19 protein-coding genes are annotated in these 23,845 nt (G+C 71.7%); 10 read left to right on the forward strand and 9 right to left on the reverse strand.

Annotated elements, in window-relative coordinates:
* Positions 1 to 159: 159 nt before the first annotated feature.
* From ACIP5W_RS27740 to ACIP5W_RS27760, 5 genes are read right to left on the reverse strand one after another with little or no spacing between them, the layout of a single operon-like run.
* Positions 160 to 1,470: a DUF58 domain-containing protein gene (locus ACIP5W_RS27740; protein ID WP_401479078.1), complete on the reverse strand. Its 1,311-nt coding sequence runs from the start codon at positions 1,468 to 1,470 to the stop codon at positions 160 to 162.
* The gene (locus ACIP5W_RS27745) at positions 1,470 to 2,459 is read right to left on the reverse strand and encodes an AAA family ATPase (RefSeq protein WP_401479379.1); all 990 of its coding nucleotides are present in this window, start codon (positions 2,457 to 2,459) and stop codon (positions 1,470 to 1,472) included. Before ACIP5W_RS27745 ends, ACIP5W_RS27740 begins: the two co-directional genes overlap by 1 nt.
* The gene (locus ACIP5W_RS27750; RefSeq protein WP_401479081.1) at positions 2,459 to 3,661 is read right to left on the reverse strand and encodes a DUF4350 domain-containing protein; all 1,203 of its coding nucleotides are present in this window, start codon (positions 3,659 to 3,661) and stop codon (positions 2,459 to 2,461) included. The genes ACIP5W_RS27745 and ACIP5W_RS27750 overlap by 1 nt, the downstream gene beginning before the upstream one ends.
* On the reverse strand, positions 3,658 to 4,482 hold the full coding sequence (locus ACIP5W_RS27755) for a DUF4129 domain-containing protein (RefSeq protein ID WP_401479084.1): 825 nt from the start codon (positions 4,480 to 4,482) through the stop codon (positions 3,658 to 3,660). Before ACIP5W_RS27755 ends, ACIP5W_RS27750 begins: the two co-directional genes overlap by 4 nt.
* 4 nt (positions 4,483 to 4,486) lie before the next feature.
* The gene (locus ACIP5W_RS27760) at positions 4,487 to 5,791 is read right to left on the reverse strand and encodes a hypothetical protein (RefSeq protein WP_401479087.1); all 1,305 of its coding nucleotides are present in this window, start codon (positions 5,789 to 5,791) and stop codon (positions 4,487 to 4,489) included.
* A gap of 140 nt (positions 5,792 to 5,931) precedes the next feature.
* On the opposite strand from ACIP5W_RS27760, the gene mtnA reads away from it, so the two are divergent.
* From mtnA to ACIP5W_RS27795, 7 genes are all read left to right on the forward strand, one after another.
* Positions 5,932 to 7,074, forward strand: coding sequence for an S-methyl-5-thioribose-1-phosphate isomerase (gene mtnA / locus ACIP5W_RS27765; RefSeq protein WP_401479090.1), 1,143 nt, complete (start codon positions 5,932 to 5,934; stop codon positions 7,072 to 7,074).
* A gap of 182 nt (positions 7,075 to 7,256) precedes the next feature.
* Complete coding sequence (gene mtrA, locus ACIP5W_RS27770; protein WP_005316841.1) at positions 7,257 to 7,946, forward strand: two-component system response regulator MtrA; 690 nt, start codon at positions 7,257 to 7,259, stop codon at positions 7,944 to 7,946.
* A gap of 1 nt (position 7,947) precedes the next feature.
* A complete protein-coding gene (gene mtrB, locus ACIP5W_RS27775) occupies positions 7,948 to 10,026 on the forward strand; it encodes an MtrAB system histidine kinase MtrB (RefSeq protein ID WP_401479094.1) in 2,079 nt (692 codons plus the stop codon).
* Positions 10,016 to 11,845, forward strand: coding sequence for an LpqB family beta-propeller domain-containing protein (locus ACIP5W_RS27780; protein WP_401479097.1), 1,830 nt, complete (start codon positions 10,016 to 10,018; stop codon positions 11,843 to 11,845). The genes mtrB and ACIP5W_RS27780 overlap by 11 nt, the downstream gene beginning before the upstream one ends.
* 222 nt (positions 11,846 to 12,067) lie before the next feature.
* A complete protein-coding gene (locus ACIP5W_RS27785) occupies positions 12,068 to 13,015 on the forward strand; it encodes a ComF family protein (RefSeq protein WP_401479100.1) in 948 nt (315 codons plus the stop codon).
* A gap of 314 nt (positions 13,016 to 13,329) precedes the next feature.
* Positions 13,330 to 14,022: a ribosome hibernation-promoting factor, HPF/YfiA family gene (gene hpf, locus ACIP5W_RS27790; protein ID WP_401479382.1), complete on the forward strand. Its 693-nt coding sequence runs from the start codon at positions 13,330 to 13,332 to the stop codon at positions 14,020 to 14,022.
* 204 nt (positions 14,023 to 14,226) lie between these two features.
* On the forward strand, positions 14,227 to 14,973 hold the full coding sequence (locus tag ACIP5W_RS27795; RefSeq protein WP_401479103.1) for a response regulator: 747 nt from the start codon (positions 14,227 to 14,229) through the stop codon (positions 14,971 to 14,973).
* 75 nt (positions 14,974 to 15,048) lie between these two features.
* Here ACIP5W_RS27795 and ACIP5W_RS27800 read toward each other — a convergent pair whose 3' ends face one another.
* Together ACIP5W_RS27800 and ACIP5W_RS27805 are read right to left on the reverse strand one after the other, a co-directional pair.
* Complete coding sequence (locus tag ACIP5W_RS27800) at positions 15,049 to 16,245, reverse strand: winged helix-turn-helix domain-containing protein (RefSeq protein WP_401479106.1); 1,197 nt, start codon at positions 16,243 to 16,245, stop codon at positions 15,049 to 15,051.
* Positions 16,246 to 16,304: 59 nt separating this feature from the next.
* Positions 16,305 to 16,901, reverse strand: a complete 597-nt coding sequence (locus tag ACIP5W_RS27805) for a GNAT family N-acetyltransferase (protein ID WP_401479109.1) — start codon at positions 16,899 to 16,901, stop codon at positions 16,305 to 16,307.
* A 280-nt stretch (positions 16,902 to 17,181) separates the two neighbouring features.
* On the opposite strand from ACIP5W_RS27805, the gene secA reads away from it, so the two are divergent.
* Positions 17,182 to 20,019 (forward strand): preprotein translocase subunit SecA, encoded by a 2,838-nt coding sequence (gene secA, locus ACIP5W_RS27810; protein ID WP_401479112.1) that lies wholly within the window; start codon positions 17,182 to 17,184, stop codon positions 20,017 to 20,019.
* Between the two features lie 151 nt (positions 20,020 to 20,170).
* Here the strand turns inward: secA and ACIP5W_RS27815 are convergent, their stop codons facing one another.
* A complete protein-coding gene (locus ACIP5W_RS27815; protein WP_401479115.1) occupies positions 20,171 to 20,812 on the reverse strand; it encodes an Rv3235 family protein in 642 nt (213 codons plus the stop codon).
* 323 nt (positions 20,813 to 21,135) lie between these two features.
* Between ACIP5W_RS27815 and ACIP5W_RS27820 the strand changes: the two genes are divergently transcribed.
* Both ACIP5W_RS27820 and ACIP5W_RS27825 read left to right on the forward strand, forming a co-directional pair.
* A complete protein-coding gene (locus ACIP5W_RS27820; protein ID WP_401479118.1) occupies positions 21,136 to 21,654 on the forward strand; it encodes a DUF6912 family protein in 519 nt (172 codons plus the stop codon).
* A 117-nt stretch (positions 21,655 to 21,771) separates the two neighbouring features.
* Positions 21,772 to 22,437, forward strand: coding sequence for an HAD family hydrolase (locus ACIP5W_RS27825; RefSeq protein ID WP_401479121.1), 666 nt, complete (start codon positions 21,772 to 21,774; stop codon positions 22,435 to 22,437).
* 150 nt (positions 22,438 to 22,587) lie between these two features.
* Here the strand turns inward: ACIP5W_RS27825 and ACIP5W_RS27830 are convergent, their stop codons facing one another.
* Positions 22,588 to 23,154, reverse strand: coding sequence for a DJ-1/PfpI family protein (locus ACIP5W_RS27830; RefSeq protein ID WP_363088593.1), 567 nt, complete (start codon positions 23,152 to 23,154; stop codon positions 22,588 to 22,590).
* Positions 23,155 to 23,845 lie beyond the last annotated feature (691 nt).

Here is a 23,845-nt window from a genome sequence, read left to right on the forward strand (position 1 = left end):
CACAGCGCCGATGGTACTGCAGGGGGGACCCTGTGGGAGAGTAGGACGCCGCCGAACAATCATTCCGGGAGACCCCCGTGCCGATGGCACGGGGGCTTCCTGCGTTTACGGTTATGCGCGTCTGGATGTAAGGGCTCCCTTTGAGGAGCCCTTTTTGCTTTACAGACGGCCTGCCGCTTTCAGAGCCAGGTAGGCATCGGCCAGTGCCGGCGCCAGTTCGTCCGGGGTGGCGTCGACGATGGTGACTCCGTGGCGGCGGAGCTGCTCTGCGGTGCGGGACCGTTCTGATTGCGCCTGGGCTGCGGCCGCTGCTTCGTAGACCGCTTCGGTGGTTCCGCGGGCCGCGGCCATGCGGGCGATGTACGGGTCGGCCACCGAGGCCACCACGACGGTGTGGCGCCGGGTGAGTTGCGGGAGGACCGGTAGCAGGCCCTCTTCGACCGGCGCGGTGTCGAGCGTGGTCAGCAGAACGATCAGTGAGCTGCGGGGGGCCGTTCGCAGTGCTGTGGCGGTGAGACCACGAGCGTCTGTCTCGACCAGTTCCGGTTCGAGGGATGCCATGGCGTTCACCACGGAGGGGAGGGTCTCTCTGGCTGTGCGGCCTTGGACGAGGGCGCGTACGCGGCGGTCGTAGGCGAGGAGGTCGACGCGGTCGCCGGCGCGGGATGCCAGGGCGGCCAGGAGCAGGGCCGCGTCCATCGAGGCGTCGAGGCGGGGTGCGTCGCCCACTCGGCCCGCGGAGGTGCGGCCGGTGTCGAGGACCAGGAGGATGTGGCGGTCACGTTCGGGGCGCCAGGTGCGGACGGCGACCGTGCTCTGCCGGGCTGTGGCGCGCCAGTCGATGGACCGGGTGTCGTCGCCGGGCACGTACTCGCGCAGACTGTCGAATTCCGTGCCTTCGCCGCGGGTCAGGACGTTGGTGCGGCCGTCGAGTTCACGCAGACGAGCGAGTTTCGAGGGCAGGTGCTTGCGGCTGGTGAAGGCGGGAAGAACCCGCACGGACCAGGGGATCGTGTGGGTGCCCTGGCGGGAGAAGAGGCGCAGGGGGCCGTAGGAGCGGACGGTGACGCGGTCGGCGTGGCGGTCGCCGCGGCGGGTGGGGCGCAGTCGGGTGGTGATACGGCGGCGCTCGCCGGCGGGGACGGTGGTCTCGTGACGGGAGGCGGCGATTTCGGTGCCCGGCTGCCAGCTGCTGGGCGGCCAGGCGTCGCGGACGTCGGCGCGCAGCAGGCGGCGGGAAGGGTTGGTGATCGTGAGGGTGACGTCCGCCGTGTCGCCGAGGCGCACGGAGGTGTCACCGGAGCGTGTCAGGCGCAGGCGGCGTACGGGGGCCGCGAGGGCGAAGTCGCAGGCGCAGGCGATGGCCAAGGGAGCGTTGACGGCGAGGATGCCTGTCCAGCTGGGCGCCCAGATGCCGACGGGGAGGGAGCCCAGGGCCGCCAGGAGGGCGGTGCGTCCGGTGAGGGCCATCAGCGGGGGACGGGGACGTGGGTGAGGATCGCGGTGATGACCGAGTCGGCGGTGACGCCTTCCATTTCGGCCTCCGGGCGGAGTTGGACGCGGTGCCGGAGGGTGGGGAGGGCGAGGGCTTTGACGTCGTCGGGGATGACGTAGTCGCGGCCGGTCAGCCAGGCCCAGGCGCGGGCGGTGGCAAGGAGAGCCGTTGCGCCGCGCGGGGACACGCCGAGAGTGAGGGAGGGAGACGTGCGGGTGGCTCGGCAGAGGTCGACGACGTAGGCCGTGATCTCGGGGGAGACGGTGGTGCCGGCGACTGCGGAGCGGGCGGCTTCGAGGTCCGCGGGGCCGGCCACCGGGCGGACGCCGGCGGCGCGCAGGTCGCGGGGGTCGAAGCCCTCGGCGTGGCGGGTGAGGACGTCGATCTCGTCCTGGCGGGAGGGGAGCGGGACGGTGAGCTTGAGGAGAAATCGGTCCAGCTGGGCTTCGGGGAGGGGGTAGGTGCCTTCGTACTCGACCGGGTTCTGGGTCGCGGCGACCAGGAACGGGTCGGGGAGGGGGCGGGCGGTGCCGTCGACGGTGACCTGGCGTTCCTCCATGGCTTCGAGGAGGGAGGACTGGGTCTTCGGCGGGGTGCGGTTGATCTCGTCGGCGAGAAGGAGGTTGGTGAAGACCGGGCCCGGCTGGAAGGAGAACTCGGCGCTGCGGCTGTCGTAGACGAGGGAGCCTGTGACGTCGCTCGGCATGAGGTCGGGGGTGAACTGGACGCGTTTGGTGTCGAGTTCCAGTGCGGAAGCGAGGGCGCGGACGAGCAATGTCTTGGCCACTCCGGGGACTCCCTCGAGGAGTACGTGTCCGCGGCAGAGGAGGGCGACGACGAGGCCGGTCACGGCGGGGTCCTGGCCGACCACGGCCTTCGCGATCTCGGCGCGCAGGGCTTCCAGGGAGGCGCGGGCACTGCCCGGGTCCCCGGTGGTCCCGGCGTTGTCAGTGGTCGGGTCCATCATGGACGGCGTACCTCTCTTTCGAGGGCGTCGAGTTGGTCGGCGAGGGTGATCAGGCCCGTGTCGTCGGTGGGTGGCGGGCCGAAGAGGAGGGGGTGCAGGGGCTGTCCGTCGCCGTCGAGGTGGATGGACAGGGCGGGGAGGAGGGTCTCGGGCGTGTGTGCCTGGGAGACGGGGACGCCTACGAGAGGGGCGAGGCGGGTGCGGGTGGCGGAGCGAAGAGCGGTGGCCGCGCGGTCGCGCGCGTCGGCCCTGCGGTAGAGGCGGGCGCGGCCTTCGACGGTTTCGGAGGCACGGATCGCGACGGGGAGTTTCTCGGGGACGAGGGGACCGAGCCGGCGTGCCCGCCAGAGGGCGGCGAGGGCTGCCGCGACGAAGAGTTGCAGTGTGCCCCAGAGCCAGCCTGAGGGGATCAGGTCGAAGAAGCTCTTTTCCTCGTCCTGGTCGGCGGCCGAGGTGTCGGAGAGCGAGGGGAGGTACCAGATCAGATGCGGGCGGGAGCCGAGGAGCTGGAGGGCGAGGGAGGCGTTGCCCTGCTCGTCGAGGCGGTCGTTGTGGAAGATGTCGGGCGCCCCGAGGACGACGGTGTCGCCGTCGCGGTCGCCGGCTGTGTCCGGGACGCGGACCAGGGTGGCCAGGCGGTTGCTGGGGTAGCACTCGTCGGCGTCGCGTCGGGTGGTGGTGTAGCGGATGCCGCCGGTGTCGGCACTGCCGGCGCGCTGCGCGGCGGGCAGCGCGCAGTCGGGGTCGAGGGTGGAGGCGCGGCTGGTGGCGGGGTCCGCGGTGACGCCGGGGGCGAGGGTTTCGACGGACCGGGGCCCGGGGGCGACGAGAACCGTGCGGCCGCCGGAGCCGGCTGTCGCCGAGCGCAGTTCCTGCTGGCGGCGTTCCGCCAGCAGGTCGGGGGCGGCGACCAGGAGGGTGGTGTCGGGGCCCGTCGCGGCGCGGGCTTCGGCCAAGGTGGTGACGACGCGGGTCGAAACGCCGTGGTCGGCGAGGAGTTCGGCGACGGCGCGGCTGCCGTAGGGATCCCCGGAGCGGGGGTCGAGGGCGCTGTGGCGGGCGTCGGAGCGCAGGGTGGCGAGGACCGCTGCGCCGGCCAGGAGGAGCGCGAAGGCGAGGACGACGCCGCGCGAGCGGGTCCACATCTGGCGGGCGGTGGGCGAGGCCGAGGTGGCCGGGGGCGTGGCCGCGGTGGTCATTCGGCGTCCTGGCGGGTGTGCTGGGCCGCGGTGGGGGCGCTGTCGTGCGTGAGGTGGGGTTTGGTGCCGTCCAGGTCGCGGTCGAGGCCGGCGATGCGGGTGTACGCCTGCTCGGTGGCGGTGCGGCCGCCGTATGTGACGTCGTCGAAGTCGCGAGCGGCGGAGCGGAGTCGGGCGGTGTGGGCGGGAAGGGTGCGGCCGGCTTCCGCGGCTGCCTCGTCGGCGGTGCGGCCGGGGCGGGTGTCGAGGAGGGCGCGTTCCTCCAGGGAGCGGACGATGGCGCGCATGCGTTCCTGGACGGCCTGGTTCCAGTGGCCCTGGGCGGCGTGTGCCTCGGCGGCCGCACGGTGGCCGGCGGCGCTGCGGGGACGGTCGTCGAACAGGGGCGCCGCGGCGGCGGGTCGGCGGCCGGGGGTGCCGAGGCGCCACCACAGCGCGGCCACCGCGGCGGCGACGGCCAGGACGATGACCACCAGGCCGAGCACTCCTCCCGGGGCGGCGGTCGAGGCGGCGCCGAACAGGCCGTCGAGCCAGTCCCAGAAGGTGTTCAGGGCACGTTCGAACAGGCTGGGATCGTTCTCGTGGTACAGCCGCTTGGACAGCTCGCGGCGGGCCGCCTCGCGCGCGGGGTCACGGGGGACGGTCACCGGTGGTTCGCCGCCCGAGCGCGCCCACGACAGCGGAGTGCCGTCTGCCGCCCGCGACAAGGCGTGCCCGGCGCGGTCGGCGGCGCCCGACAGGGCCGTGCGGGCCGGGCCGGGCGGTGCAGCCGTGGGCGGGCCTGCCGGTGCCGCTGTGAGAACTCCCCCCGCAAGCCTCACCGCATCAACTCCCCGGGGTGGTGCCGGGGGTGGGGGTTCCGTAGCCCTGTATGCCGGCGGCGCGGGCCAGGTCGAGGTCGAGGGCCTCGCGGCGGATGCGCTGGTCGACGTAGAGGAGCACGGCGACGCCCGCCGTGATCGGGAACGTGATGAGGGAGCCGATGACCGAGCCGACGCCGCTGACGATGAGGTACGTCCAGCCGAGCTCGGTGTCGGTGTCCGTGAAGGCGCTGAGACCGCCGGGCCCGAGGGCGGCGCCGAGCAGGGCGAAGGGCACGGCGATGATCATGGCGACGAGGTTCGCGATGATCAGGGAGAGCACCTGGATGCCGAAGACCCGCCACCAGGAACCGCGGACGAGCTTCGCGGACCGGGTCAGAGCCTTTTTGATGCCCTGCTTCTCCAGCATCAGGGCCGGCGAGGCGAGGGAGAAGCGGACCAGCAGCGACACCGCGAGGACGACCGATCCGATGCTGCCCATGGCGGTGAGGACGTCGCCCGCGGCGCCGCCCAGCAGGGCGCCCGGCAGGACGCAGACGACGGCGACAGCGGTCACCGTCAGCAGCAGCAGGAGGATCAGGCCGAACAGTTTGAGCAGCTGGGGGCGGGCGTCGCGCCACGCCTCGCCGCTGGTGACCGGCTTGCCGAGGACGGCGCGGCTGGTGACGGTGGTCAGGAGCGCGGTCGCCGTGATGGTGCCGACCAGGCTGACCAGGAAGATGACACCGGAGTTGAGCAGGACGGAGCCCATGGCGTCGAGCTGTTCGTCGACCGTGGCGCTCGGGTCGCCGAGCGCGGCCGTGCTCGTGGACTCCTTCAGGACCAGGCCCTGCAGAAGGACGACGATGACCTCCACGACGACGGCGACGGTCAGGGAGATGCCGAGGACCGTGCGCCAGTAGGTGCGCATGGTGGAGACGGCGCCGTCGAGGATTTCCCCCACGCCGAGCGGGCGCAGCGGGACGACGCCCGGCTTGGCCGCGGGCGGGGGGCCGCCCCAGCCACCGGGAGCGCCGTATCCGCCGTAACCACCGGGGCCGGTGGGCGGGCGGGTGCCCCAGCCGGTGCCGGGGGGTGGTGGCGGAGGGGCCTGGCCCGGGTTGTGGGCGCCTGTCGGCGCGGCCCACTGGCCGGGTGGCGGCTGCTGCGGGGACCACTGCGTGCCGGGGCCCTGCTGGTTCGGGGCCGGCCGGTCCGCGGGCTGTCTGCCGCCGGGCCGGTCGGCAGGCTCGGGAGGCGTGGACGTCCCGGGCTCCTGTCCGTCGGGCGGGGCGGATCCGGGCGAGGCCCAGCCCGGAGTGTCGTTCATCGTCGCTCCTTCACGGTGCCCGTCCGCGGTCGCGGCGGCAGGTTGGGAGCCATCGTGCCATGGGGTGGTCGACGGCGGATCGGCCGCGGTCCGGGCTGCGCGCCTTCGATTGTCCGGCCGATAACGGGCACACTGACGGCATGGCTGATCAGTACGCGCAATCCGGCGATGACAAGCGGCCCACCGAGGTACCGGCGATCCGCTGGGAGGAACCACCCGAAGGCCCCGTGCTGGTGCTTCTCGACCAGACGAGGCTGCCGGCCGAGGAGGTGGAACTGGTCTGTACGGACGCGTCGGCGCTGGTGGAGGCGATCGGTTCGCTCGCCGTGCGCGGGGCGCCGCTGCTCGGGATCGCCGGGGCGTACGGAGTCGCGCTCGCCGCCGCGCGCGGCTTCGCCGTGGACGAGGCGGCGGACGCCCTCGCGGGCGCCCGGCCCACCGCGGTGAACCTGTCCGTCGGGGTGCGCCGCGCCCGTGACGCCTACCAGGCGGAGGTCGCCAAGGGCGGCAGCCCGGAGCAGGGGGCCCGTGCGGCCCTGGCCGCGGCGCGGCAACTGCACCGGGAGGACGCCGAGGCCAGTGCCCGGATGGCCGAGCACGGGCTGGCGCTCCTCGACGAGCTGCTGCCCGGCGGCGGGCACCGGGTCCTCACGCACTGCAACACCGGTTCGCTGGTGTCGGGCGGCGAGGGGACCGCGTTCGCGGTTGCTCTCGCGGCGCACCGGGCGGGCCGGCTGCGACGGCTGTGGATGGACGAGACCCGTCCGCTGCTCCAGGGCGCCCGGCTGACGGCGTACGAGGCCGCGCGCAGCGGCATGGCCTGCACGCTGCTCACCGACAACGCGGCGGGGTCGCTGTTCGCGGCCGGCGAGGTCGACGCCGTGCTGATCGGGGCCGACCGCATCGCGGCGGACGGGTCCGTCGCCAACAAGGTGGGGAGCTATCCGCTCGCCGTGCTCGCCCGGTACCACCATGTGCCGTTCATCGTGGTGGCGCCGCTGACGACGGTCGACCCGGACACCGCCGACGGGGCGTCCATCGAGGTCGAGCAGCGGCCCGGGTTCGAGGTGACGGAGATGGCCGCGCCGCAGGCGCCCATGTCGGGAGCGGGGGGCGGGATCCCGGTGGCGCCCCTGGGGACGCAGGCGTACAACCCGGCGTTCGACGTGACGCCGCCCGAGCTGGTCACGGCGATCGTCACGGAGGAGGGGGTCGTCTCGCCGGTGACGGCCGAGGGCCTGGCGGAGCTGTGCGCCAGGGCACGGCACGCGACCACGGAGTGAGGGGACGGCCGCCCCGCGGGGCGGCCTCCGCACCTCTTGTCCCACGGGTGCTGTCGGCGGCCTCCGGGCGGGCGCCGAGCGCGCTGCCGGGGGCCGGGGCAGACAGTGACCGTTCCCTACGACTATCGTCACGGGCCAGTGACCCTGCTCACCAGCGCCACTGTCACTGTTATGAGAATGGGATGATGTCGTTTATGAAGGGACGAGTCCTTGTCGTCGACGACGACACCGCACTGGCCGAGATGCTCGGCATCGTGTTGCGTGGTGAAGGTTTTGAGCCGTCTTTCGTAGCCGACGGCGACAAGGCGCTGGCCGCTTTCCGTGAGGCGAAGCCCGACCTGGTGCTGTTGGACCTGATGCTGCCCGGACGGGACGGTATCGAGGTGTGCCGCCTGATCAGGGCGGAGTCCGGGGTGCCGATCGTCATGCTCACGGCCAAGAGCGACACCGTCGATGTCGTCGTGGGCCTCGAATCGGGCGCCGACGACTACATCGTGAAGCCGTTCAAGCCGAAGGAGCTGGTCGCCCGGATCCGGGCGAGGCTGCGGAGGTCCGAGGAACCCGCTCCCGAGCAGCTCACCATCGGTGACCTCGTCATCGACGTGGCCGGCCACTCCGTGAAACGCGACGGGCAGTCGATCGCGCTGACCCCGCTGGAGTTCGACCTGCTGGTCGCGCTGGCCCGCAAGCCCTGGCAGGTGTTCACGCGGGAAGTGCTGCTCGAGCAGGTGTGGGGCTACCGGCACGCCGCCGACACCCGCCTGGTCAACGTGCACGTACAGCGGCTGCGCTCCAAGGTCGAGAAGGACCCGGAGCGGCCCGAGATCGTGGTGACCGTCCGCGGCGTCGGTTACAAGGCCGGACCGAGCTGACATGTCCAAGGACAGTGCCGCTTCGGCCCCCGGCCGGTCCGGGGCCCGTCCGGAGCGGCCTGTCGGTCCGCGGCAGACGGGATCGCGCTTCGCCCACCTCTTCGCCGGCGGGCTCCTCCAGGGCGGCGTGCGCAACAGCCCCGTCCTGCGGCTGCTGCTGCGCTGGATACGCAGGCCGCTGCTGCCCGTCATGCGGCTGTGGCGGCGCAACATCCAGCTCAAGGTCGTCGCCACGACCCTGCTGATGTCGCTGGGCGTCGTCCTGCTGCTCGGCTTCGTCGTCATCGGGCAGGTACGCAACGGGCTGCTCGACGCCAAGGTCAAGGCCTCCCAGAGCCAGGCCACCGGCGGCTTCGCCGTGGCCAAGCAGAAGGCCGACGAAGCGGCCGGCGCCGCCGCCGACGACGGGAACAGCCCGGAGGGCCGCGCCTCCCAGAACGTCATCGAATGGATGAGCGAACTCGTGCTGTCGCTGTCCAGCGGCGGCCAGGGCGCCTTCGACGTGGTCACCCTGCCCCCCGGCGACGACAGCGGCGGCGGCCGCGGGCCCCGGGCCTCCGGCTCCGTCGACCCCAACAAGAGCGTCCCCGACGTCCTGCGCGAACGCGTCAACAGCAGCACCGGCGCCGTCCAGAGGTACTCCCGCATCATCTACCTCAGCGACAAGGAGTCCCAGCCGGCCCTCGTCATCGGCAAACGGGTCAACGACCCCAACGGCGACCCCTACGAGCTGTACTACCTCTTCCCGCTCACCCAGGAGGAGAAGTCCCTCAGCCTCGTCAGAGGCACCCTCGCCACCGCCGGACTCTTCGTCGTCGTCCTCCTCGGAGCCATCGCCTGGCTCGTCGTACGGCAGGTCGTCACCCCCGTGCGGATGGCCGCCGGCATCGCCGAACGCCTCTCCGCCGGACACCTCCAGGAACGCATGAAGGTCACCGGCGAGGACGACATCGCACGACTCGGCGAAGCCTTCAACAAGATGGCGCAGAACCTCCAGCTCAAGATCCAGCAGCTGGAGGACCTGTCACGGATGCAGCGGCGGTTCGTGTCCGACGTGTCGCACGAGCTGCGCACACCCCTGACGACCGTACGGATGGCCGCCGACGTCATCCACGAGGCCCGCGAGGACTTCGACCCCGTCACCGCCCGCTCGGCGGAACTCCTCGCCGACCAGCTCGACCGCTTCGAATCCCTCCTCGCCGACCTCCTCGAGATCAGCCGCTTCGACGCGGGCGCCGCCGCCCTCGAGGCCGAACCCGTCGACCTGCGCGAAGTCGTACGCCGTGTCGTCAGCGGAGCCGCCCCCCTCGCCGAACGCAAGGGCACGTCCATACGCGTCCGCGGCGACCAGCAGCCCGTCGTCGCCGAGGCCGACACCCGCCGGGTGGAACGCGTCCTGCGCAACCTCGTCGTCAACGCCGTCGAACACGGCGACGGCAAGGACGTCGTCGTCAAACTCGCCAGCGCCGGCGGAGCCGTCGCCATCGCCGTCCGCGACTACGGCGTCGGACTCAAGCCCGGCGAGGCCACCCGCGTGTTCAGCCGCTTCTGGCGCGCCGACCCGGCACGCGCGCGTACCACCGGCGGCACCGGCCTCGGACTGTCCATCGCCCTGGAGGACGCCCGCCTGCACGGCGGCTGGCTCCAGGCCTGGGGCGAACCCGGAGGCGGCTCACAGTTCCGGCTCACCCTGCCCAGGACCGCGGACGAACCCCTGCGGGGCTCGCCGATACCCCTGGAACCCAAGGACTCCCGCCGCAACCGCGGACTCAACGAGGCAGGCCTGCCGCGCGGCGGAAGCGAGAAGAGCGCCACCGTGCCCCTCCAGCCCGCCGACGAGCAGCGTTCGTCCGGACGAGCACCCCTGGCACCCCGGCAGGGCACCGTGGCCGCCACCGCCGACCCGACGGCACTGCCCGGGAACGGCGCGCGCGTCGTGCCCCGGCCCGCCTCCGACACCCGCCCACCGGACCCGCCCACCGGAGACGGGGCACACGGTGAGACACCCGGCCGGACGAGCCGGACGAACAGGGAAACCGACGGCGCGAACGAACAAGGGGAGGCATTTCGTGGGCGCTGACCGCGAGGGGGGCCGTCGGCGCACGCCGGTGCGCGGGGCGGCGTACGCCGTGTGCGGTGTCGTACTGCTGGCGGGATGCGCCTCGATGCCCGACAGCGGCGACCTGCGCGGCGTCGAATCCACCCCCCGCCAGGAGACACAGGTCCGGGTCTTCGCCATGCCGCCCCGCGACGACGCTCCCCCCGCCGAGATCGTCCAGGGTTTCCTCGAAGCCCTCACCAGTGACGACCCCGGCTACTCCACCGCGCGCCAGTACCTCACCCCCAGCGCCGCACAGCAGTGGAGACCCGAACTGTCCACCACGGTCCTCGCGGACGGACCGGGCACCCAGGCCGACCGCTCCGGCAACAGGGAGAACGGCGACGACTTCGCCTTCCGGCTGACCGGCACCCGCGTCGCCACCATCGACGCCCAGCAGTCCTACACCCCCGCCTCCGGCGACTACGACCGGACGGTGCACCTCACGCGCGACAAGAAGACCGGACACTGGCGCATCGACGCGCTGCCCGAAGGCGTCGTCATGGGCAAATCCGACTTCCAGCGCAACTACATGTCGCTCAACAAGTACTACTTCGCCTCCCACACCACGTCCGCCGGCTCCGGACAGCCCATGGCCGTCGCCGACCCCGTCTACGTCCGCGAACGCGTCGACCCCATGACCGAGATGGTGCGCTCCCTCCTCAACGGGCCCACCAGCTGGCTGCGCCCCGTCGTCCGCTCCAGCTTCCCCACCGGCACCGCACTCACCGCCGGCGTCACCTCACTGGCACCCGACGACCAGAACAAGCTCACCGTGCCGCTCAACGACAAGGCGGCCCGCATCGGGCACGGCAAGTGCGACGAAATGGCCGCGCAACTGCTGTTCACCCTCCAGAGCCTCAACCCCACCGTCGACGAGGTCGAAGTACGCGCCGGCGGAAACCAGCTCTGCTCCCTCACCGAGGACCGGGCCGCCGCCGTCGCCGAACGCGGTGCGGAACGCCGACCCGACTACCTCTACTTCATCGACGCCCGCCATCGCCTGGTACGCAGGACGAACGCCGGCGACAGCGCCGGATCCGAAGCCGTACCCGGCGCGCTCGGCGACGGCACCCAGGCCCTGCGCTCGGTCGCCGTGGCCCGCGACGAACACAGCGCGGCCGGCGTCGCCCTCGACGGCAAGGCGCTCTACGTCACCTCCACCGTCGCCGGCAACTCCCTCGGCGAACCCGTCCTCCTGAGCAAGGGCAAAACCGAGACCGACCGGCTCACCACCCCCAGCTGGGACGCCCAGGGCGACCTGTGGGTCGCCGACCGCGACCCCGCCGACCCGCGCCTGCTCCTTCTGGAGAAGGGCGGCGGCGAGCCGCTGCAGGTACTCACCCCCGGCCTCGACGGACGGATCAACACCGTACGGGTCGCCGCCGACGGAGTACGGATCGCGCTCGTCGTCGACCAGGGCGGCAAGCAGTCCCTGCTCATCGGACGGATCGAACACGACAGGAGCGGCGAACGGCCCACCGTCGCCGTCCAGGAACTGCGCTCCGCGACCCCCGACCTGGAACAGGTCACCGCCATGTCATGGGCCGGGGACAACAGGCTCGTCGTCGTCGGCCGCGAAGCCGGCGGAGTCGAACAGGTCCAGTACGTCCAGAGCGACGGCTCCATCCCCGAGACCGGCACGCTTCCCGGCCTCACCGAGGTCACGAGCATCGCCGCCTCCGAGGACAGCGAGGCCCCCCTCTTCGCCACCTCCAAGGAGGGCCTGCTGTGGCTGCCCGGCGGGAGCGGCTGGCGGACGCTGAAGGAGACCGGCTCCGTCGCGTTCTATCCGGGGTGAGGACGGCCGCGTCCCGGCGAGGGCCGGGACGACGCACCCGGCGGTCCTGATCCTCGCCGGTCCTGGTCCTCGTCCGGCCTGAGCGCCGCCGGGCCTGGTCCTCGTCCGGCCTGAGCGCCGTCGGGCCTGTTCCTTCAGGCCTTCCGGGACTTTCCACAGGCCCGCGCCAGACCTTTTCCACAGGGGTGGCAGGTCCTCCCCGGCCTTGGCACAGTGATCGGTGTGGAAAGCGTTCGGCGGTGGTGGCAGGACCTCTCCGGCCTGGTGCTCCCGGCCGAGTGCGGTGGCTGCGGCACGGCGCGCACCGTGCTCTGCCGCCGGTGCCGCGCCGCGCTGCACGGCACCGTGCCCCGCCGGGTCCGGCCGGACCCCGAGCCACCCGGGCTGCCCGCCGTGCACGCGGCCGCCCGGTACGCGGACGAGGTACGGGCCGTGCTGCTGGCCCACAAGGAGCGCGGCGCGCTGGCGCTGACGCGACCGCTGGGGACGGCGCTGGCGGGGGCGGTACGGGTGGGGTTGGGGGAGGCGGGGGAGGGGGAGGGGCCCCCATCCCCATCGCGAGCCGTGCTTCTCGTCCCCGTCCCCTCCGCGCGCCGCGCCACCCGCTCCCGGGGGCATGATCCGGCCCGGCGGATCGCGCTGGCCGCGGCGGCGGAGCTGCGGGCGGCCGGGATGCCGGTGCGGGTGGCCGCGGTGTTGCGTCAGCGGCGGGTGGTGGCCGATCAGACGGGGCTCAACTCGCGGCAGCGGCTGGACAATCTGCTCGGCGCGCTGGCGGTGGCGGCCGGTGGCGTGCGGCTGTTGTGCGATGCGGACGCCGTCGTGCTCGTCGACGACCTGGTGACGACCGGTGCCTCTCTCGCGGAGGCCGCGCGTGCCGTGCGGGCGGCGATGGAGACACACCGGGCCGCTGGGCCGGCCGGCCCGCCGGCGGTGGACACGCACCGGGCTGGGGAGGCCGGCCGGGCGGCGGGTGAAGAGGCCGTGGCCGCCGTGTACGACAGCGCTGCCCGGGAAGGCAGTGGGGTACGACCGTTTGAAGCGTGGAAGGGAGGTACGGACCCGGTACCGGTGCTGGTGCGGCCGCTGGGCGCGGCACGGTCCGCCGACCTGCTGTGCGCGGCCGTCGTCGCGGCGCCACCGGACGCTTTCGAAATGAACCGGAACTGACCGGGGGCCGGTGTCGTTGCAGGTATTGAGAGGACCAATTCACCTGAACGGGGGTACGCGGCAGTAGAGGGTGACGACATCCGTCCGGGCGAGATATGTTCGGTTGTGAGGGAAAGCCGCAGGCCACACCTCTCGAATCCGAATGCTGCGCTGTGCTTTGAGGTAATCATCGCGGCATCCGGGGTGGAGATCTCGCCCATGGGGGAGGAGGAGGTGGAAGTCACCGAGTCCGAGGTTCCGGTGTCCACCGGAACCTGGTGCAAAAGGGAGATGCTCCGCCGCTGATGCGGAGCGATCCGGGAACGGAGTTCTGCGTGGACATCGTCGTCAAGGGCCGCAAGACCGAGGTGCCCGAGCGGTTCCGCAAGCACGTGGCCGAGAAGCTGAACCTGGAGAAGATCCAGAAGCTCGACGGCAAGGTGATGAGCCTCGACGTCGAGGTGTCCAAGGAGCCGAACCCCCGACAGGCCGACCGGTGCGACCGAGTGGAGATCACGCTCCGCTCCCGCGGCCCGGTGATCCGTGCGGAGGCAGCGGCCAGCGACCCGTACGCGGCACTCGATCTGGCGGCGGAGAAGCTGGACGCCCAGCTGCGCAAGCAGCACGACAAGCGTTACACCCGGCGCGGCGCGCGGCGGATCTCGGCGGCGGAGGTCGCCGACCACGTGCCGGGCGTCGCGACCCTCGGCAGCAATGGCCACCCCGTCCCGTCCGAAGAGCCCGACAGCGTGCCGACGAAGAAGATCGGGTCGCTGGAGGTGCAGGGGGACGGCCCGCTCGTGGTGCGCGAGAAGACCCATGTGGCCGCCCCCATGACTCTTGACCAGGCTCTTTACGAGATGGAGCTGGTCGGGCACGACTTCTATCTCTTCGTCGACTCCGAGACGAAGGAGCCGAGCGTCGTCTACCGGCGGCACGCTTACGACTACGGCGTGATCCACCTCAGCACGGACCCGATGGTCGCCCAGGCTCCGGCCCCCGAGGCGGGCGGCGCGCTGGGCGGCTGACCCCGCCCCGGTGACAGCTGAGCAGGTGCCCCTGGAGCGCGTGTGCGCCCCCAGGGGCACCCCTGTGCGCCCCTTCGGGCATCGCTCCGTCACCGGGTTGTCGTCCGGGCATGGAATCATGGCGGCAACGGCTCAACCGGTGGGTCGTTGCCTTGCGTTGGCGATGGCACGCGACCACGGCCACAGCCTTCAGGGGGAGGAACGATGGCGGACAGCTTCGGACCGATGCATGACGGGGATGCCGTCGAGGGCGTTGCCGGCATGGGCCCGGACGGGGGCGCTCCCCGCAAGGAGCCGATCAGGGTTCTGGTGGTGGACGACCATGCCCTGTTCCGCCGCGGGCTGGAGATCGTGCTCGCCGCGGAGGAGGACATCCAGGTCGTCGGTGAGGCGGGGGACGGGGCGGAGGCCGTGGACAAGGCGGCCGATCTGCTCCCCGACATCGTGCTGATGGACGTACGGATGCCGAAGCGCGGGGGTATCGAGGCGTGCACCTCGATCAAGGAGGTGGCTCCCAGCGCGAAGATCATCATGTTGACGATCAGCGACGAGGAGGCCGATCTCTATGAGGCGATCAAGGCGGGTGCGACGGGTTATCTCCTGAAGGAGATCTCCACGGACGAGGTGTCCACGGCCATTCGGGCGGTGGCGGACGGGCAGTCGCAGATCAGTCCCTCGATGGCGTCCAAACTGCTGACCGAGTTCAAATCGATGATCCAGCGCACCGATGAGCGCAGGCTGGTGCCCGCGCCGCGGTTGACGGACCGTGAGCTGGAAGTGCTCAAGCTCGTCGCGACGGGGATGAACAACCGGGACATCGCCAAGGAGTTGTTCATCTCCGAGAACACCGTGAAGAACCATGTGCGGAACATTCTGGAGAAGTTGCAGCTGCACTCCAGGATGGAAGCGGTGGTGTATGCGATGCGGGAGAAGATTCTCGAGATCCGCTAGCTCCGGTGCGCCGGTCCCGGTGCGGTGGTCGTGTGCGGTGGTCCTGTGCGGTGCTCCATGCGGTCGGGGTGGCGGTCAGGCGAGGGCCCGGGCGAGTTCCTGGGTGAGGGGGGCGCGCAGTTCGGGCGCGTCGACGCGTTCCACTCGTACGTCCGTGCAGTCCACCCAGCTTGCCGCCTCGGTCAGGGCCTGCACGACGGCGGGGACGGCCTTGGGGCCGTCCAGGGTGATCTGCCGGGCGACGAGGGTGCGGCCCTCGCGGGCGGGATCGACGCGGCCGACGAGCCGGCCGCCGGCGAGTACCGGCATGGCGAAGTAGCCGTGGATCCGCTTGGGTTTGGGCACGTAGGCCTCCAGGCGGTGGGTGAAGCCGAAGATGCGTTCGGTGCGGGCCCGCTCCCAGACGAGGGAGTCGAAGGGGGAGAGCAGCGTCGTGCGGTGGCGGCCGCGGGGCGCCGTCTCCAGGGCCGCCGGGTCGGCCCAGGCCGGTTTTCCCCAGCCGGCGACGGTGACCGGGACCAGACCGGAGTCGGCGATCACGGCGTCGACCTGTTCGCCCTTGAGACGGTGGTAGTCGGCGATGTCCGCGCGCGTGCCGACGCCCAGGGCGCGGCCGGCGAGACCGACCAGGCGGCGCAGGCATTCGGTGTCGTCGAGTTCGTCGTGCAGCAGGTCGGCGGGGACGGCGCGTTCGGCGAGGTCGTAGACCCGCTTCCAGCCGCGGCGTTCGACGCAGACCACTTCGCCGTACATCAGGGCGCGTTCGACGGCGACCTTGGTGCCGGACCAGTCCCACCACTCGCTGGTCCTCTTGGCGCCGCCCAGTTCGGTGGCGGTGAGGGGGCCCTCGGCGCGCAGTTGCTTGACGACCTGGTCGTAGGTGCCCTCGGGGAGGGTGTGGTTCCAGTGCGGGCGGTTGCGGTAGGCGCGGCGGCGGAAGGCGAAGTGGGGCCACTCCTCGATGGGGAGGATGCACGCGGCGTGGGACCAGTACTCGAAGGCGTGGGGCCGGGCGTCGGGTGCGCCGGGGGTGGGCTTCCAGTAGGCGTCCTCGACGGTGGTGCGGCCGACGGCTCCGAGGCGGGCGTAGGGGATGAGTTCGTGGGAGCGGGCGAGGACGGAGATGGTGTCGAGCTGGACGGCGCCGAGGTGGCGCAGGACGCCGCGGACGCCGGCTCTGCGGTCGGGCACGCCGAGGAAGCCCTGGGCGCGCAGGGCGATGCGGCGGGCCTCGTCCGCGGAGAGTTCGGTGGCGGGGGGCGGGGTCGTCATGGTGCGCACGATAGGGGGTGGGTCTGACAGTCGCTGCTGAGCTGCGGGTTCGCCCGTGCTCAGGCGGGGTCGGTGGTGGGGCCGGGGTGTGCCGGCGCCGGGAGGTAGGGGGCCGCCGAGGGCAGGGCGAGGTCTGAGGGGAGCAGGGAGGCCACCCAGCAGTCGCGTCGTACGCCCTTGTTGTTGATCGCGGAGCGCAGGGTGCCCTCCAGGGTGAAGCCGGCGTTCCGGGCGACCGCGAGGGAGGCGGTGTTGCCGACCTCCGCGCGCCATTCGACGCGGTCGACGGCGAGGTGGGTGAAGGCCCAGCGGCAGGCGGTGACGGTGGCCTCGGTGGTGTAGCCGTGGCCGCGGTGTTCCCTGGTGGTCCAGAAGCCGATCTCGGCGGTGTCGAGGGAGCGCATGGTGAGGCTGAGGAGGCCGGTGAGGCTGTCGTCGGGGAGGAAGACGCCGAAGGTGAACACCGAGCGGTTCGCCCAGCCTTCGGGGGCGAGCTGTTCGGTGAAGCCGCGGGCGTGTTCGGCGAGGTAGGGGGAGGGGATGGTGGTCCAGCGCTGGATGTCGGGGTCCTGGGCGGCGGCGTGGACCGCGTCGGTGTCCCGGGGGCCGACCGGGCGCAGGACGAGGCGGTCGGTGGTGAGGGTGACGGGTTCCATCGGCTGATTCTGCGCGCGGGGCCGGGACGGGCGCCATCTTTTCGCGCCGGGTGAGCGGGTGATCACTTTTTGCGCAATTCGTCCGGTGGGCGCGGCACCATCGGCGGGGCCCGGCCGTTGTGCCTGTGACGGAGAAATCCGTCGCCGCCGTCCGGCGGTGTGCGGTCCGCGTCACGGCAGGCCTCCCGGCGTGGCGGGGTCCTCGCATACGATGGCCGTTGCTCAGTAAGTCAAATGAAACCGACCGTCCCAGGCCCGACCGGCAAGGAGACCAACCCCCGTGTCCGTCCTCTCGAAGATCATGCGTGCAGGCGAAGGCAAGATCCTGCGCAAGCTGCACCGCATCGCGGACCAGGTCAACTCCATCGAAGAGGACTTCGTCGACCTCTCCGACGCCGAGCTGCGGGCCCTCACCGATGAGTACAAGCAGCGGTACGCCGACGGCGAGACGCTGGACGACCTGCTGCCGGAGGCGTTCGCCACGGTGCGTGAGGCCGCCAAGCGTGTCCTGGGTCAGCGTCACTACGACGTGCAGATCATGGGTGGTGCCGCCCTGCACCTGGGCTATGTCGCCGAGATGAAGACCGGTGAGGGCAAGACCCTGGTGGGCACGCTGCCCGCGTATCTGAACGCTCTGTCGGGTGACGGCGTTCACCTGATCACGGTCAACGACTACCTGGCCGAGCGCGACTCCGAGATGATGGGTCGTGTCCACAAGTTCCTCGGGCTGTCGGTCGGTTGCATCCTCGCCAACATGACGCCGGCCCAGCGCCGCGAGATGTACGCCTGCGACATCACGTACGGCACGAACAACGAGTTCGGCTTCGACTACCTGCGCGACAACATGGCGTGGTCCCAGGACGAGCTCGTCCAGCGCGGCCACAACTTCGCGATCGTCGACGAGGTCGACTCCATCCTGGTCGACGAGGCGCGTACGCCGCTGATCATCTCGGGTCCGGCGGACCAGGCGACGAAGTGGTACGGCGATTTCGCCAAGCTGGTCCTGCGCCTCAAGCGCGGCGAGGCGGGCAACCCGCTCAAGGGCATCGAGGAGACCGGCGACTACGAGGTCGACGAGAAGAAGCGCACGGTCGCCATCCACGAGGCCGGTGTCGCCAAGGTCGAGGACTGGCTGGGCATCGACAACCTCTACGAGTCGGTGAACACGCCTCTGGTGGGCTACCTGAACAACGCCATCAAGGCGAAGGAGCTCTTCAAGAAGGACAAGGACTACGTCGTCATCGACGGCGAGGTCATGATCGTCGACGAGCACACCGGCCGTATCCTCGCGGGCCGCCGCTACAACGAGGGCATGCACCAGGCGATCGAGGCGAAGGAAGGGGTGGACATCAAGGACGAGAACCAGACGCTCGCGACGATCACCCTGCAGAACTTCTTCCGCCTGTACAAGCGCCACGACCACAACGGCAAGGAACTGCCCGGCCTGTCCGGCATGACCGGTACGGCGATGACCGAGGCCGCCGAGTTCCACCAGATCTACAAGCTCGGCGTGGTGCCGATCCCGACGAACAGGCCGATGGTCCGCAAGGACCAGTCGGACCTCATCTACCGCACCGAGGTCGCGAAGTTCGAGGCGGTCGTCGACGACATCGCCGAGAAGCACGAGAAGGGCCAGCCGATCCTCGTCGGTACGACGTCGGTCGAGAAGTCCGAGTACCTGTCGCAGCAGCTCAGCAAGCGGGGCATCCAGCACGAGGTGCTGAACGCCAAGCAGCACGACCGTGAGGCGCAGATCGTCGCGCAGGCGGGCCGCAGGGGCGCTGTGACGGTGGCTACGAACATGGCCGGTCGTGGTACGGACATCAAGCTGGGCGGCAACCCGGAGGACCTCGCGGAGGCGGAACTGCGCCAGCGCGGTCTCGACCCGGAGGAGCACATCGAGGAGTGGGCCGCGGCACTGCCGGCCGCCCTGGAGAAGGCCGAGCAGGCCGTCAGGGCGGAGAAGGAGCAGGTCGAGGAGCTCGGCGGGCTGTACGTGCTGGGCACCGAGCGGCACGAGTCGCGGCGTATCGACAACCAGCTGCGCGGTCGTTCCGGCCGTCAGGGTGACCCGGGCGAGTCCCGTTTCTACCTGTCGCTGGGCGATGACCTGATGCGGCTTTTCAAGGCGCAGATGGTGGAGCGCGTGATGTCCATGGCGAACGTGCCGGACGACGTGCCGATCGAGAACAAGATGGTCACGCGGGCCATCGCGTCCGCGCAGTCGCAGGTCGAGCAGCAGAACTTCGAGACGCGCAAGAACGTCCTGAAGTACGACGAGGTCCTCAACCGGCAGCGCGAGGTCATCTACGGCGAGCGGCGTCGCGTCCTGGAGGGCGAGGACCTCCAGGAGCAGATCCACCACTTCATGGACGACACGATCGACGCGTACGTGTCGGCGGAGACCGCGGAGGGCTTCGCCGAGGACTGGGACCTGGACCGGCTCTGGGGCGCCTTCAAGCAGCTGTACCCGGTGAAGATCACCGTGGAGGAGCTGGAGGAGGCGGCCGGCGACCGGGCGGGGCTCACCGCGGAGTTCATCGCCGAGTCCATCAAGGACGACATCCGTGAGCAGTACGAGTCGCGGGAGAAGCAGCTCGGCTCCGAGATCATGCGTGAGCTGGAGCGGCGGGTCGTGCTGTCGGTCCTGGACCGCAAGTGGCGTGAGCACCTCTACGAGATGGACTACCTCCAGGAGGGCATCGGCCTGCGCGCGATGGCGCAGAAGGACCCGCTGGTCGAGTACCAGCGTGAGGGCTTCGACATGTTCTCCGCGATGATGGACGGCATCAAGGAGGAGTCCGTCGGCTACCTGTTCAACCTGGAGGTCCAGGTCGAGCAGCAGGTCGAGGAGGTGCCGGTCGAGGACGCGGCACCGGTCGACATGGAGAAGCAGGACGTGGTGCCGGCGCAGGCCCGTCCGGAGATCCGCGCCAAGGGTCTGGACGCCCCGCAGCGGCGCAACCTGCACTTCTCGGCGCCGACCGTGGACGGCGAGGGCGGCACCGTCGAGGGCGACTTCGAGAGCGACGAGGAGCCCGTGCGCTCGGAGGCGGACGGTCTGACGCGCGCGGAGCGGCGCAAGCAGGCCAAGACCGGGCGGCGTCGCAAGAAGTAGTGACGTAAGAAGTAGTGGCGTAAGAAGTCGTCACGGGAAGTCGTCACGGGCCGGATCACCCGAGGGTGGTCCGGCCCGTCGGCGTTCGTGGGGTGGCGTGCCGCCCGCCCGCTTCTCTCAGCGTGTCGGGGAAGGGGTGCGGAAGGGCTGCTCAGTCGTGGTCGGTGTGGGGCCTGCGGGGGCCGCCGAGTTCCACCGCCGTGCACCGCCAGCGGCGGTCCGTGCCGCGCTCCAGGCGGAACGCCATCGCGCGCAGGCGGTCACCCGCGCCGATGCGGGCGAAGACCTCCAGGGCGCCGGGACGGGCGACGTAGTAGCCGATGTCGCGTACGACGGGACGGGTGCCGCGGGTGGTGCGCAGGGGGCCGCTCTCGGCGAGGTGCGCCAGGTCGTCGTAGGCGCGGCCGACGGTGTGGCGGAGCATCGAGTGGACGGGGCGGCTGCCGCTGAGGACGGCGAGGAGACGGTCGGCGAAGAGGTCGGTGGGGCTGGGCTGTCCGGGCTGGACGAGGGGCCTGCGGGGGCTCTGGGCGGGAACGGTGGGCGTCGTGGGCGTCGTGGTGAGCGGTGTGGCACGGGGTGTGCCGACGGTGGTCGTGGGGCGGTTGTCGGCGGGGCGGGTGCGGGTGGAGGGGAGGGCGCCGGGTGAGCCGGGCGGGCGGCCGCCGGCGGGGGCCGGGCGGGTCCCGCCGCTCGGGACCCGGGGCGGGGTGCCGGCGGGGCGGCGGGTGTCGCCGCGGCCGGGCGGGCGGCCGCCGGGAGTGCGCTGCGTCCTCGTCATGACCTTGTTCATGGTTGTCCCCGTTCACTGGGCCCGGCCGACATCGCCTACCAGGCGGTAACTTGCGCTGGAGATCTTGTACTCGGTTGCGGTGCGTGACGGCAAGTGAGCGGAGAGTGGTGTCTGTGGGTCGGCCACTTTCACCTATCAGGGTGGTGAAGGAGGGGGGAAGCGCAGGTGGGGGCGGTGTGGGGGGTGAATTCCAGGGCCCGGGGTGGACGTCTGGGATGGTGCGGACAGGGACCCGAAAGGGGGCGCCCGCACGTATCCTGGAGGCCCTCCGGAGATGCGGGGGACACCGAGCGGAGCCTTCGACCACGAAAGAGCGGCCCATCATGCGCGTCTACGTCCCCCTGACCCTCCCCGGTCTCGCCGAGGCGCACAAAACGGGAGAACTGGGGTCGTCCGGGCCGCTCGTCGCCTACGCCGTCACGCCCGGACTGCGCGAGTGGTACGTCTCCGACGACATCGAGGAACTGGAGTACGCGGCCCTCGGCCGGGCCGCGCTCGCCTCACTGCGGCTGCTGGCGTCGGACCCCGCGGCGCCGCGGCGGCGTGCGGTGGTCGCCGTCGACGTACCGGACGGCGCGGCCACGTCGGACCCCGACCGCGCCCTGGACCCGGTGGCGCTCGGCGAGGTCCGGGTGACCGGGCCCGTGCGGCTGGCCGAGGCGGCCGCCGTGCACATCGACGCCGACGACGCGGAGGCGGACGTGACCGCCGCGGTCGAGGCGCTGCCGGCGGCGGACGCCGGTGACGACGACGCCCGGTTCGTGGTCGACGGCGCCGAGGACCACGAACTGCTGTGGTTCGCCGTGCAGGAGATCGCCGGCCTGGTGGAATCCGACCGCTGAGGGCGGGGCCGACGGACCCGGACCACGGGCCTTGGGCCGAGGGCCCGGCGCCCGGTGGTCCCGTGACGCCAGTCACCGCTGCCCCGGGTGTCGGCGGGGGCGGGTACGTTTGCGGGTATGGGGAAACAGGCCGGGGCGCACATCGTGTGGGACTGGAACGGGACGCTGTTCCACGACAACGACGCCATCATCGGGGCCACGAACGCGGCGTTCGTCGAGCTGGGGCTGGAACCGATCACGCTCGAGCGCTACCGGGCGCTGTACTGCGTACCGGTGCCCAGGTTCTACGAGCGGCTGCTGGGCAGACTGCCCACCGACGCCGAGTGGCAGGTCATGGACGAGGTCTTCCACCGGTACTACGCCGAGCACCGGGTGCGGTGCGGGCTCACCGCCGGGGCGGCGGAGCTGCTCGCCGGATGGAGTTCGGCGGGCCGCAGCCAGTCACTGCTGAGCATGTACGTGCACGACGAGCTGGTCCCGCTGGTCCGGGGGTTCGGGATCGAGCCGTACTTCGTCCGCGTCGACGGGCGGACCGGGCCGTCCGGCGGCAGCAAGGCCGAGCACATGGTGCGCCATCTGGAAACCCTGGTCGAGGTCGACGTGGAGCGCACCGTGGTCATCGGGGACGCCGCCGACGACGCGGTGGCGGCGCTGCACGTGGGCGCGCGGGCCGTGCTGTACACCGGGGGGTCGCACAGCCGGGCCAGCCTGGAGGGAGTCGGCGTGCCCGTGGTGGACACCCTCCAGGAGGCCGTCGAGACGGCGGAGCGGATGGCCGCCTGACGGGGCGCCCGCGGGTGCGGCGCCGCCGAGGGCGCCGCACCGCCGGGCCGTGCCGGGTGGTGGAGGCCGCGAGGCGCGACCCGTGCGAGGGGAGCCGGACGACGGAGGCCGCGACGTGATCCGTGCGGCGGAAGCCGCGCGCCGGCCCCGTCAGGTAGCCGGGGCCTTCGTGCGCAGCACCTTCAGGAACTCGCGCATCCACGCGGGGTGGTCCGGCCAGGCCCGGGAGGAGACCAGCGTGCCGTCGACGACCGCCTCGGTGTCCTGGAAGGTCGCGCCGGCGCTCTGCATGTCGAGTTCCAGGGCCGGGTAGGCCGTGACGCGGCGGCCCGAGAGCCCGTCCACCGCGGCGGTCAGCAGCGGCCCGTGGCAGATCTGGGCGACCGGCTTGTCCGTGTCGAAGAACGACTTGAGGATCTTGCGCAGCTCGGGGTCGTTGCGCAGGTACTCGGGGGCGCGTCCGCCGGGGATCACGACGGCGGCGTACGCGCCGGGGTCGACCTCGGAGAAGGCGAGGTCGGCGGGCCAGGTGTAGCCGGGCTTCTCGGTGTAGGTGTCGAAGCCCGGTTCGAAGTCGTGGACGACGAAGCGGAGCTGCTTGCGGGCGGGGGCGGCGATGTGGACCTCGTAGCCCTCCTCGCGCAGGCGCTGGTAGGGGTAGAGGACTTCCAGGGACTCCGCTGCGTCGCCGGTGACGATGAGGATCTTCGTGGTCATGCCGGGCGGCTCCTCTCGGGCGGGCGCTCTCCTCGGGCAACCTGCCTCCTGGGCGCGGCCTTGCCAAGAGGTGGGTCGCTCCCAGAGTGCCCGGGGCCGGGGTCGGCGTCGACTTTTTCCCGCCCTCCCGCTCTCCCGGCCTCCCGCTCTCCCGGCTTCCCGCCCTCCCAGCCTCCCGCCCTCCCGGCTTCCCGCCCTCCCAGCCTCCCGCCCTCCCGGCTGCCCGGCTTCCCGCCCTCCGTGCGCCCCGCCGCCCCACCCGCCCGTCTGGTTCCCACGGTTCCGGTCCGTCCCTTCACACACCAGCCCTCGCCGCACCCCTGTGCAGAACGTCAAACTTCCACCCCCGGTTTTGTACACATACGGCTCATGACGGGCCCCCGGTGGGGGGCGATAGCCTTGGTGGCGTGATCAGCGCGATAGCTCGCGGGGGTGCGGTTGCCCCTGCCCCGCGCCCGGTGCGTGCGGACGACATCCGCGGCCGGGCGTCAGTCGCTGGTCCTCGCGGGCGGGACGGGGCCACCAGGGCCCCCAGGACGCCGTGCACACCCCACGAGCAGGCGGCGCGGAGAGCAGCGTCACACCTGCGGGACACGTCGGGAATGGCCGATAACCCCCCGCTCCTCTCATCCTGCGGCATAGCGTCGGAGCAGCCCGGAGACCCCGGGCCGTGGCGTCGAGCCGCAGGGGA

This window comes from Streptomyces sp. NPDC088766, from assembly GCF_044750845.1.
Lineage (GTDB): Bacteria > Actinomycetota > Actinomycetes > Streptomycetales > Streptomycetaceae > Streptomyces.